General features: G+C 43.6%; 8 protein-coding genes and 1 tRNA gene. 6 read left to right on the forward strand and 3 right to left on the reverse strand.

Translation table 11 applies throughout. The annotated features are described in order from the left end of the window. Positions 1–346 precede the first annotated feature (346 nt). Positions 347–1579 carry a PQQ-dependent sugar dehydrogenase gene (locus C5O19_RS15760; RefSeq protein ID WP_104714316.1) on the forward strand — a complete coding sequence of 411 codons (1233 nt, stop codon included), beginning with the start codon at positions 347–349 and terminating at the stop codon, positions 1577–1579. 269 nt (positions 1580–1848) lie between these two features. Here C5O19_RS15760 and C5O19_RS15765 read toward each other — a convergent pair whose 3' ends face one another. The 3 genes from C5O19_RS15765 to C5O19_RS15775 all read right to left on the reverse strand — a co-directional run bounded on the left by C5O19_RS15765 (position 1849) and on the right by C5O19_RS15775 (position 6148). After that, the gene (locus tag C5O19_RS15765; RefSeq protein ID WP_104714318.1) at positions 1849–3954 is read right to left on the reverse strand and encodes an alpha-glucuronidase family glycosyl hydrolase; all 2106 of its coding nucleotides are present in this window, start codon (positions 3952–3954) and stop codon (positions 1849–1851) included. A 293-nt stretch (positions 3955–4247) separates the two neighbouring features. Next, positions 4248–4949 (reverse strand): NUDIX hydrolase, encoded by a 702-nt coding sequence (locus C5O19_RS15770; RefSeq protein WP_104714321.1) that lies wholly within the window; start codon positions 4947–4949, stop codon positions 4248–4250. A gap of 146 nt (positions 4950–5095) precedes the next feature. Continuing rightward, positions 5096–6148, reverse strand: coding sequence for a helix-turn-helix transcriptional regulator (locus C5O19_RS15775; RefSeq protein ID WP_104714323.1), 1053 nt, complete (start codon positions 6146–6148; stop codon positions 5096–5098). Positions 6149–6249: 101 nt separating this feature from the next. Here C5O19_RS15775 and C5O19_RS15780 point away from each other — a divergent pair, with 101 nt between their 5' ends. The 5 genes from C5O19_RS15780 (at position 6250) to C5O19_RS15795 (ending at position 12226) form a co-directional block, all read left to right on the forward strand. Next, the gene (locus C5O19_RS15780) at positions 6250–7812 is read left to right on the forward strand and encodes a TROVE domain-containing protein (RefSeq protein WP_104714325.1); all 1563 of its coding nucleotides are present in this window, start codon (positions 6250–6252) and stop codon (positions 7810–7812) included. A gap of 255 nt (positions 7813–8067) precedes the next feature. After that, positions 8068–8826 carry a nucleotidyltransferase domain-containing protein gene (locus tag C5O19_RS15785; RefSeq protein WP_104714328.1) on the forward strand — a complete coding sequence of 253 codons (759 nt, stop codon included), beginning with the start codon at positions 8068–8070 and terminating at the stop codon, positions 8824–8826. A 132-nt stretch (positions 8827–8958) separates the two neighbouring features. Continuing rightward, positions 8959–9117, forward strand: a tRNA-Ser gene (locus C5O19_RS26055). Positions 9118–10321: 1204 nt separating this feature from the next. Beyond that, a complete protein-coding gene (locus C5O19_RS15790; protein WP_104714330.1) occupies positions 10322–11050 on the forward strand; it encodes a LytR/AlgR family response regulator transcription factor in 729 nt (242 codons plus the stop codon). 522 nt (positions 11051–11572) lie between these two features. After that, a complete protein-coding gene (locus C5O19_RS15795; protein ID WP_104714332.1) occupies positions 11573–12226 on the forward strand; it encodes a response regulator transcription factor in 654 nt (217 codons plus the stop codon). Positions 12227–12292 lie beyond the last annotated feature (66 nt).

Raw genomic sequence — 12292 nt, forward strand, 5'->3', positions numbered from 1 at the left:
GACTGTTTTTATAGTAGCATAACCAGAAAACGAGTGGGAAAAATGGAAAGATGAGGTTTGGAGAGGGGCCATTTATAGGATAAACCCATCTTGACAAGACCAATGAAGGAAATCCGGAAACGAATTTGCCGAAACTGGATGACTAGTAAATGATTGAATTTCAGGATGAATGATTTACTGCCTGTTTATGCGTCTTTAACGTACCTGTAGTATCCTTCTTTAATAAATTTTCAAAGCAATCCAATCAGTGAAGGATTGATATTAAGATCTTCCTACCATTTTTGTAGACAGAACGTGTCGGAAGATCTCCTTCAAATTCATTACACCTGTAGAACAACATAAACCAATGACTAAACCTTTTCTGGCTCTTATCGCTGGTGCAGGGGTGACTCTAGCCGCCTGCTCGCAAAACAACAGTAAAAATGCGGAGACCGCAGCAGCCGATAGTACCCTGGCTTCGGTTGAAACCAATGCCCCTAACTCCGATTACAAACCAGCTTTCCCGGGTCAGACGAGAATCGCCGGTGTTAAATCAAAAACCGCTTATGAAGGCAAAGTCCTTGCCGAAGGACTTAAAAATCCCTGGGGAGTTACCAGTTTGCCTGACGGCCGTTTGCTGATTACCGAAAAAGGAGGTACGATGCGAATTGCCAAACTTAGTGGTGAACTGAGTGCACCCATTACGGGTATTCCAACCGTCAATTCGGATGGCCAGGGTGGCTTGCTGGGCGTGCGGGTAGACCCTGCCTTTGAGCAAAACCGGATGGTATACTGGGTGTTTTCGGAAAAACTACCCGAAGGAAACCTGACGGCAGTAGCCAAAGGAAAGCTTTCCGCTGACGAAAAGAAAATTGAAGGTGCTACTGTCATTTACCGGGCTACGCCAGCGTATAAAGGGGACTTACACTATGGGGGCCGCATTTTGTTCGACAAACAGGAAAACCTGATTATCAGTACGGGCGAACGTTCGGATACCATTACCCGGCCGCAGGCTCAGCTGCTTAATTCAAGCCTCGGTAAAATCATTCGGATTACGAAAGAAGGAAAAGCCGTGGCAGGAAATCCTTTCGAAGGGAAAGCAGGAGCCAAGCCAGAACTGTATTCGTACGGTCACCGAAATGTACAGGGTTTAGCATTTCACCCCGTTACGGGCGACCTATGGGAGGATGAATTCGGACCCCGGGGTGGTGATGAAGTAAACCGGATTGAACCGGGTAAAAACTACGGCTGGCCTACCATCACCTACGGTATTGAATACAGCGGTAAAAAAGTAGGAGCGGCCATTCAGCAGAAAGAAGGCCTGGAGCAGCCGGTGTATTACTGGGACCCGGTGGTATCTCCCAGCGGTATGACCTTCTACAGCAGTGACAGTATTCCCGAATGGAAAAACAACCTGTTCATCGGAGGATTGAGTAGCACGCACATTGTCAGACTAGTGATTGAAGATAATAAAGTGGTAGGTGAAGAACGCCTGCTGGATAAAGAAGGTCAACGCTTCCGTGACGTAACCCAGGGCAAAGATGGAGCCTTGTACGCGATCACCGATCAGGGAAGACTCTACCGAATTTACAAAAAGTAAACCCTTGTAACCCGGATCCGCTGACAAAGTGGGTTCGGGTTCTTTTTTATGTATTCTTTCCTGCAGTTCTCTTCCCACCGAAAAATCGCCATTGATGGCCTGAGAAAGGCTTATTTCCTGGAATAAAATCACAAAAAATAAGCCCTGAGATTTCGATACAATGCTTTAGTTCGAGGGAACGGACGCATATCGAAATCTCAGGGCATTCAAAAGAGTGTAAAACGTTGAATTACGTACTTCATTGAACTGAGTTTCAACGAAGAAATTTATTACCGTAATAAATAAACGTTTACCGATTCTTTCACGTCTACTAAGGTACGTTTGGGTTTTTGAAATGGAGCCGGAATAGGACGTTGGGCGTATTCCTGTAGATAAAGTACCCAGGCATCCCGCCACCAGATGGCCTCCTCATATTGCGTACGAAGTCGCCCTGCGACGTCGGCATGTAAGACAGGGTCAACGGCTGGTTTAACCTGAGCCCATTCCCGCTGCAACCATTGTACGGAATCAGCACCCGTATAGAAATGCGTACAAAGTTCATCCCAGAGGTTGCGACCCGAGGAGAGGGGTTTGTCCCAGGGAACGTGATGAAACCAGAGCAAGTAGGGGAGAGGACACGTTTCCGCATCTGCCCAGCCTTTTTGAACCTCGGGGTGATACTGGGAAAGTGCATTACTACCCGTAGCGGTACGGTTAAAACCTAGTCCTATGGAATCTGCCCGGTGGTAATAAACGGCGGTCCAGTCCGGACGGGGGCTTTTGTTCTGCCAGGGCTCTGGAGCAAAGTGTACTCCTGCCCAGGGCCGGGAAAGGCCCATAGGTGCGTTGTAATTGACATAAATATCCCGCGAACGGAGCAGCATATGACGAATCCTGCGTACCGCTTTGGGCTCACGCGTCAATGACATCCTAATCCACTCCTCAGCGATTTGTTCGGAAGTCAGGGAATGGTCCCAGGCCAGTCTTCCAAACGCATACCAGTTCGCCTGAGCCAGCGGGTGACCCGTCCAGTTGCGATCCGAACCCGTATTGGCTACGCCCGCCATCAGTGTTCGTTCATACCCGTGTAAGCTGCCGTCAATTACTTTGGCTACCGTCGAGCCTTTCCCCGAAACGTAGGTATCAGCATCGAGGCACTCTTTAAACAGGGGAGCTTCGTATACCAGATGTGTAGCAAAACCCAAGTATTCCTGGGTAAGTTGAAACTCCATGCCCAGGGGCGTACGGGGCATCCGACCAAAGATGGGTGAAAAAGGTTCGCGGGGCTGAAAATCAATCGGACCGTTTTTTACCTGTACGATCACCTTGGAACCAAATTTTCCGTCAAAAGGCACAAACTCTTCGAAAGCAGCCTTGAAGCGATCAGCGTTGGGGTCGGCTTTGTACACGAAAGCTCGCCAGATGACCACACCGGGGTAGGTTTTCATGGCTTCGTCCAGCATGTTGGCTCCATCTGCGTGCGTACGATCATAATCCTGTGGACCAGGCTCGCCTTCTGAATTGGCTTTCACCAGAAAACCACCGAAATCTGGAATGGTCTGGTAAATTTCTTTCACCTTATTGAACCACCACTGGCGAACTTGCGGATCTAGAGGGTCCGACGTCTTTAAACCACCGAGTATTTTTGGGGCTGCAAAGTTCACCGATAGATAGACCTTGATACCATAAGGTCGGAGTACGTCGGCCAGAGCGGCTACCTTTTTCAGATATTCGCCCGTCAGCAGGCGAGGACTCGCATTGACATTATTAAGCACTGTTCCATTAATGCCTATGGAAGCATTCGCCCGGGCGTAATCGCGGTACCGTGGACTGATGGTTTCGGGTAATTCATACCATTTCCACATCGATTCCCCCGCATAGCCCCGCTCGATGGTTGCGTTGGGATTGTCCCAGTGATTAAGCATCCGAAATTTTACTTTCGGACGGCTAACGACGGCCAGTGAATCCAGGGGCCGATTCATCTGTAACTGACGCAGCAGGGCGAAGACACCGTATAAGACACCCGCATCAGTTTGGCTGATAATCTGGAGGTTATCCTGCCGTTTGACAATACGGTAGCCTTCAGGGGTAAGATCCTTTACATCCGCACCCATCGGCGTAACGCGTAACAGGATACCGCCAGTCCGGTTGCCAGAAGCCTTTACGGAGGGTATGGATTGTCCCAATAGTCCCTTCAAGCCCTGCCGTAACTCGTCCGTTGCCGTATTCAGGATGGGGGATGAACCTTCCGTTGCGATGAACTGCATGGATCGGGTGTAAGACGTCCGAAGGGAAGCGTTCGAAATTCGGTCGTATTTGAGCCAGAGTTGGTACCCGTCGTCGCCTTTAGCCAAAGGAGCCAGTAGCAGCAGGTACAAGAATAATAATCGCTTCATCAAAAGAACAGAGAGTTATACGTATGTTATACAAACGAATGAAGGCTTGAGAGCAATGGATTATCGCTTTGCAGAATAAACGTCAGTAACCAGGCGTATATCTGTTTTACCAGGTTTGGCAGTTCATCATTCGCAAAGCGACCCTGACACTCTATTACCTGTATCTATAGTAAGTCGGGGGATTACAACGGAGCGTAAATTTTACGTGTAAAAATGACACTTATTTCGAAAAGCACAACGAACCACTCGTACTTTTTTTAAAAAAAATATACGAATAGTTAAAAATAGGAGCCTTAAACGCTTAGCTCCGGACTAGGAATAAAGTTTAGGAAAGCATTATGTGTAAGTTGATACTTATTGGAATTTACCTGGTACAGATAAGCTCCTCTGCGGGAATATCCCTTCTGTTTTTCATCTAATTTAGTTAATAGGCTGGTTGATAGTATTTTACGACTGAAGTTACGTTTATCAAATTCAGTATTATAGATCGCTTCGTATAGCTTTTGTAACTGAGGAATTGTAAATTTCTCGGGTAATAATTCAAAACCAATGGGGTGCTGAGCGGCCTTGTAGCGAAGCCGCTTAAGGGCTAAGTCTACCATGTCTCCATGGTCGAAGAGTAGGGGTGGTAGGTCGTAGATAGAAAACCAGCGAGCTTGAAACGTATCGGATAAGGTGGCCTCGTAATCATCAATTTTAATTAAAGAAAAGTAAGCAACGGACACCGTACGTGTGATAGGATCGCGATTGGGGTTACCAAAGGCATACAGTTGCTCCAGATATACATTTGTCAGGCCCGTCAGATCAAAAAGAATACGGCTTGCGGCATCCTCCAGGCTTTCATTCGGTTGCAGCCATCCCCCCATCAATGACCAAGTTTCGGCCTCGATCCCTCGCTTAACGAGTAATACTTTTAGGCCTTCGCCATCAAAGCCGAAAATAATGGAATCTAAAGCCAGTAAATAAGGGTGCTGTTGTTGGTATTGATCTAACATGAACGCTCACTCAGGAATGGACCACGCTTTAAAAATGTATTTTCTCCCAAGATAAAGCGAAAATGTTAACTTTTTGTTACAAGTTCAAGATAGACTTTCAAGCCGGGTTTATGGTTATACATTCCCCCGAATCATAGCAGTCCATTTTAGCCGGAAGGCTGCTCGATTATCAGAGGTGAACTGTCCTCTTGGTAATGTTCTAGGACTGCCCGAGCGTTCTTCATCATTCGATCCCTGAGCATGCGGGGCCGTAGTACCTTTATCTTCCCGCCAAAGCCAAGGAATTCCCGTTCCAGTTCAAAGTTGACAATAACCCGGATGCGAAATACTGAACCCAATGAATCTTTGGAGAGCAACTCCTGCGACGCATGCAGGGGTTTCGTAACCACATAGGGGGCATTGGAGGCAGCAACCCAGAAAACCACTTCACAGTTTTTCTGACCAGGGGTCTTGGTTACGCCAATTACATCGGAATAAAAGGTTTGTAAATCCAGGATCTCGTTGGGGCGATAGGCTTCATTCAAATCTTCCTGCAAGGCATGAATCCGATCTAAGGCTAACGTGAGAATAGGCTTACGCTTCTGATGCGATTGCCCGAGTATAAACCAGCGGTTGCGATACTCTTTTAACAGATACGGACTAAAACAGAACGTAGCCGACTGCCGGGCCCGGAAGGATTGGTACGTCATACAAAGCGTTGTTTTCGAAACAATGGCCTTCCGAATGGTTTCGATGTAATTCAATCCCAGTAAATGCTCATTCTTTTCAAAATCCACTACTGGTAAACTGCTCGTTTGCTGGGTGTAAATCTTGTCCTGCAGTTTACTAACCATTTCCCGCAAGTCCGCAAAGTGGTTCAGTCCTTTGAATTGTTGTAATAAACCCGCCACTTCCCCCAGGAGTTGCATATCCTGAGCATTCAAAGGAATGTTGGTGATGCTGAAATGCTTATCGGCGTAGGTATAATACTTGCGGTCCACTACGATAATGGGAGCTTCATAGCCCAGTTTCGAACTTCGCATCATCTCCAGATCGGACTGAACGGTTCGACGGCTTACCCCCTTTTCAAGGCCCTGATACTCGTACAGGGCTTGTGAACAGGCTTCCATCAAATCCTCCAGAGTCCACGTGCGGTATCGATTCTGCAGACATTGATCAATGGTTCGGTAGCGAATGAGGGCGTTGCGATTGAGCGGCATGAGAAAAAAATTTCAGAAAATTAGAAATTATTTTCTACTACGCACAAAGACTGCGTAGTAGACTTAAACCTTTGTATCGTCAACGGAAAACAAAGACAGTTATGAAATTCAATACAACGCCTCAACAAAGTCAGCCGATCCTGAACCATGAAGGAGCGAAAGCCTACCGCATGAATCCAGCTCTGGAGTTGTATTCAACCGTAGTAACCTGGTCTTTGAATGATACCTTTTACGAGCCCAATGATGAGCGACTCATCCGGATACGCAATCTGATTGCTCAGAATGATCCGGGTTTTGTAGCAAAACTGGCCATTTACGCCCGGCATGAGATGTATCTGCGTTCGGCTCCTCTGGTACTACTGGCAGAATTGGCCCGTATTCACTCCGGGGATGACCTCGTCGCCCGAATGACGGAGCGGGTCATTGCCCGTGCCGATGAAATTACGGAGCTGCTGGCCTGCTATCAGGCTCTAAACGAACGAACCGGTTTGAAAAAACTCAATCGGTTATCTAAGCAACTGCAAAAAGGGCTGGCTTCGGCATTTAACCAATTTGATGCGTATCAATTTGCTAAATACAATCGAAATACGGCTATCAAACTGCGGGATGCCTTGTTTTTAGTTCATCCCAAAGCTAAAAATCTAGCTCAACAGGAAATTTTCAATCAGATTGTAACCAACACATTACCTGTACCCTATACCTGGGAAACCGAATTGTCAGCGTTGGGGCAGCAAAAGTTTAAATTAGCCACAGAAAAAGAGGCTGCCTTTCAGCAAAAGTGGGAAGAACTGATCGATAGTAACAAACTGGGGTACATGGCTTTGCTGCGAAACCTGCGAAATGTGTTCGAAGCCGGGGTCTCGTATGCACATCTGAAAAAAGCCGTCAATACTTTAGCCTCGCCTGAACAGGTCGCCCGGTCGAAGCAGTTTCCCTTCCGCTATTTAGCCGCTTATCGTGAGTTACAGGGAACGGAAATGAAACGTCCTAAGCAGGAAGGCTGGATTGGAAAAGTTTTCAGTGGTCAAGGGTACGTAGGAGAGGTTTTGGACGGATTGGAAAAGGCCGTAGTTCAAAGTGCCCGTCGGATTCAGGGTTTCGATGAACATACCCGCGTACTGTTAGCCTGCGACGTATCGGGCTCGATGCAGAAGCCTGTTTCACCGCAGTCCAGTATCTTACTTTACGATATTGGTTTGATGCTAGCTATGCTGTTACAATCCCGTTGCAGGAATGTACAGGTTGGAATGTTCGGCGATAGCTGGAAGCGAATTCAGGTTCCTAAAAATCGAATCCTCGCCAATGTGCATGAATTCTATAAACGAGAGGGAGAGGTAGGCTATGCTACTAATGGTTATCTAGTATTAAAAGAACTGATAGACCGCCGCCAGAAAATGGATAAAATCATGTTTTTCACGGATTTGCAGCTCTGGAACAGCGGCTCAGGGAGCGATCAGCTAAGTAAGCTGTGGGGGAAGTATAAACAGGAGATTCACCCTTCAGCCCGTCTGTATTTGTTTGACTTAAGTGGTTACGGCAAAACGCCCCTACAAGTCCTCCGGAATGATGTATACCTGATTGCGGGCTGGAGTGATAAAATCTTCGGGGTACTGGAAGCCCTTGAAAAGGGTGAGTCAATTCTGGAAATGATTATGAATTATTGATTTTAATAACGCTTAACGGTAAGGTTTTCACACCTAACTGTGCTTAGTACGGTACGGGCTAAGTTTTAGAAGCCCAGCCCAAAGGATGCCGTAGCATCGGGATACTTCGCAGCATGTAGGGGGGGGCATTATGACTTCGGTCAGGATGGAGGTTCGAGTCCTCTTTGCGATACCCCGCTCCCGATTCGCCCGTCGCTCCTTTCAATATCGTTATTGAACTTGAAATCCGTTCGTTACTTTTCTAAATGCTTTTATATGAAAGATAGAATCGCTAGCCTTTTTATGGACAAAAGCGAAATTCCGCTTTTTTACATTGAAAGTGGGAGTCGGCTTTGGGGGATTGCCAGTCCCGATAGTGACTTTGATGTGCGAGGTTTTCACCTTCCGGCCAAAACAAATTACTTCGATTTTAAGAAACAGCGGGATGTATGGGAGGTAATGGATGGAGAACTGGATTTTGTATCATACGATCTGGATAAGATGTTTGGATTGTTACAAAAAAGTAACCCTACAGTTTTTGAGTGGGTGCGAGCCGATCTGATGTATTGGAATGAACTACCTGATTGGGATACATTTCGTAGTGAAGTTAGCGAAAATATCAATTTTAAAGCTCTTTACTATCATTACCACTCGTTGGCTAAGAGTCACTTTTACAAGCTGGAAAGCGATCAGAAGTTTACGTATAAAGTAGCGTTTTACTGCATGCGGGGTCTTCTGTCCGCGGAATTAGCCAGCCGGCAAGTAGTGCCAGAGCTTTTGATCGACGATCTCTTCAAGCAGTTTAATACTGAATCTGAGGTGATCAAACTTGCAAAGGCTAGTCTGGAAAGAAAAAGACAGCAAACGGAAAAAGAAGAAATAAAGGAAGAAGATAAACAAAAGATCATACAAGGCATTAAAGCTTATTTATATCGTTTTGAGAGCATTACGCCAGGAGGTAGTTCAACTCAGGCAAAATTGGATAGAGTTCTAACGAATTATAGTGTTCAAATAAAATCCATGTTTTATGCCTGAATGGATACCGGCTGGTATTAAAAATGCAGCTTTACAAAGCCGAAGGTGTTACTGACTTGGTAGCAAAAACTAGTTTTAAGGATGTCGTAGAAACGGGTTACTTCGTATGGAATCTACTGAGAGTGAGCCTATTGACCAGGTCAGTAGGTAGGTTCGAATCCTCTGAAAGGTCACCCACCCGAATTGCTGGTTACTCCTGAATCATTACAACCCACCCGTTAACAAGAAAAGAAGGTGTCGTATCGCGGCGTTGCTTCGTGTCGCCGGTTCGAATCCGGCTCTGGTCAGCCAGGTAGCTCAGTAGGTAGAGCAGATTTTTGCCCCGAGCTTATTACCCTTCTCCACCTTTAAAGGTGCCGTAAAACAGTGATCCTTCGGTTAGAACATCCGTGCCGATGGGCCGGAAGGTCGCAGGTTCGAGCCCTGCCTTATAGTTCAGTTAATAAAGCACTGTTTGCCTGTTGCCCTTTATTATTTGTGTAGCATTGGATTAATACGCTAATCTATACTTATTTTAAACGCTTAAACTTATAATACAAAACTTGAATGACTTTAATATTTATAATCAACGAATTGTTAATTCTTCTCTAAGTATACATTAGGTAGTAATATGTAAGATTGTATTTAGTAAATATCCTTATTAAATAGTTGCTTATCAAGTGGTGTGATTTGCAGTAAATTAAACGATTTAAACTTTAAATATTAATTAAGTAATAAAATAATTTAATCCATAAGTATTATTTAATTTACTCAGGTATTAACCTCATATTTTGATAGAAGATTTTAAATAAAAAGTGTTTTCATTAATCATTTTAAAGAGTTGCCTGTTAGTTTACAGGCAACTCTTTTTTAACTACACTTAATAAATGTAGTTAAGAATAATATTCCTCTAAAATAATTGACCTAACAAATGATCAAGATGCTTAAGTAAGGCTCAATGAGTAAGAAATGTACGATGTAGTAGCTAGCTCGATGCCCATAGCCTTCATCAAAATATGCTCAGAATTCATCTAATAACGTGATGTAGAATTGTGTTGTAGTAATTATTGATTTATTTTGTAGTATTAATACTACAAATACATTTTGTACTTAAGAAGTAATGCTCATTTGATGATATTAAGCAATTAATATATGTCATTAAATATCATAATTACTACTATAAAATGCGTAAGATATTTAGTATTTGTTTCAGTGTATCTTTTTTTTATAGTAAAGCTAGTTCTTATATACGTATAAGTTTGTACAATAATTACTCAAGAAATTGTAGTTTTGTTAGTTTGAAAAAATATCAAAGTTTAACATTTAATAGTACTTAGCTATCTATTATGTGATTAGCTGAGCTAAAATTTCCGAACTAGGTTTTGTCAGAATTCGAGGATCTGTTTTCGAATAATTGAATCAAAATGTATAGGAAATTACGATCCTTCCTATCAGCTGATACATGATTTAGCAATAATGGCAACTCTAGTTATCCTATTAGTCCTGATTAAATACCATGAATTTATTGATTTTAGAAGATGAACGGAAAGCGGCGAATGAATTGAAACAATCTTTGGAAAACCTGAGGAGCGACCTTCACGTTTGTGCTATCCTGCCGTCCATTGAAGAAGCACGTACTTGGCTGTCCACTCATGATGCACCAGATCTTATTTTTGCTGATATAATCTTATCCGACGGTAAAGTCTTCCATCTCTTTAAAGAGATAGAAGTAAAGTCTCCCGTAATCTTCTGCACCGCTTACGATGAATTCGCTTTGGAAGCCTTTGAAGCGAATGGCATTGATTATTTACTAAAACCCATTGAAGAAGAAAAGCTACAGCGAAGTTTGGAAAAGGTAGAAAGGCTGAAAAATGTTTTTTCGCATCAGTCTTTTCTCGAAGACATGAGTCGCCCAAAGAATATATTCGTTCACTTTCGTGATAAGTTAATTCCTATCGAGCCTACGGCGATCAATTATATATATACACATAACCATGTCGCTTACATTCACACGGATTCCCAGCAGTATGAGATCCGTGAAACATTAGATGAACTTGCTTTACTACTGCCTGAGCGTGATTTTTACCGGGCTAATCGACAATACATCATTCCACAGCGAAAAGTACAGCACGTAGAACGTAGTTTTACCCGAAAATTGACCGTAAAATTAACCGTACCTACTCCTCAACCCGTTGTAGTTAGTAAAGCCAGAGCATCTGAATTTTTACAATGGCTGAAAAACTAGTTGTAATCAGAAAAATAATTTTCCATGACTGTCCTCTTCAGTCGGTTTTTTGCCCACTTCAGCATTTTATAGGCTAATATTATCAATTGCTTACTTAATTTCGTTAGAGAGAGCCGCTTATCAGAATCACACTTAAGCAGATTTTTTTAACAGTATTAACGATCAATTATCATGCCGCCTTTATGCTTTTCAAGCAATTTTCTGCTCCTTGCTACACATTGCCTATTTATATATCAGATACACCATCTGTTAGTAAAACAGTTTACGTTCATTTCTAATGTTGGCCTGCTAGAGATTTGAAATATACTTTCATTTCATACTCCGCATTCATCTAGCAATTTGTCGGGATAGTATCAATCTTAAAGATTGAGAGAATCTGTTTATGAACATGCTATATAGTATAGGAACCGCTTACGCGAGGCAGAACCAACCGATTACTTTCCCACACCCAGGTCTTCGAAAACGGAGATTCTTGAGTCTTAATACTTTTCAATACCAAACTTTTTCGAGTCCAATTATTCTATGAAAAATGTCCTCATTTGCGAAGATCACCCCGTCGTAGGTTTAGGAATCAAGTACTTATTAGAATCTAACTTTCCTAAATTGAACGTTTACCTCTGTAGTGATTATGAGCAAGCCTTGCACTACTTTAGCACATTGCCCATTTATATGCTAGTACTAGATTTGAATGTGCCGGGGGGTAATTCAATCAAAATGCTGGAAACTTTTCTTTACAAACAACAGCAAGCTCGCATACTGGTTTTTTCGGCCTATGATGAAAAAGTTTACGCTTTACCCTGTCTGAAAGCGGGTGCAAAAGGTTATATCTCCAAGCACGCTGCTCAAGAAGAGGTACTGCTGGCGGTTAAAACAGTATTTAATAATGAGAAATATTTAAGTCCTCAAATGCGGCAGGTTAGTATTGACAAACTGCTCCATCAGGCCGAGGAAGTCCATAACAATCCTTTGGAAAATCTATCAGATCGCGAAAAGGAAGTTTTACACTACCTGGTAAAGGGCTATGGCCCCGCTGATATTGGACGGCAGCTCAACCTACATATATCCACCATCAGCACGGTCAAAAATCGGGTTTTTAGTAAGTTAGGGGTCAACAGTATCGTCTCCTTACTCGAAACCATGCGAGTACTTCAAAGTACGCCTTCCGTAGCAGTATAGACTTTTTGTTTACGAAGCTTGACCAGCTACTCTGAAAACCTCAGAGTAGCTGGTCAAGCTTTTTAC

It is taken from the genome of Siphonobacter curvatus (assembly GCF_002943425.1).
GTDB classification, from domain to species: domain Bacteria; phylum Bacteroidota; class Bacteroidia; order Cytophagales; family Spirosomataceae; genus Siphonobacter; species Siphonobacter curvatus.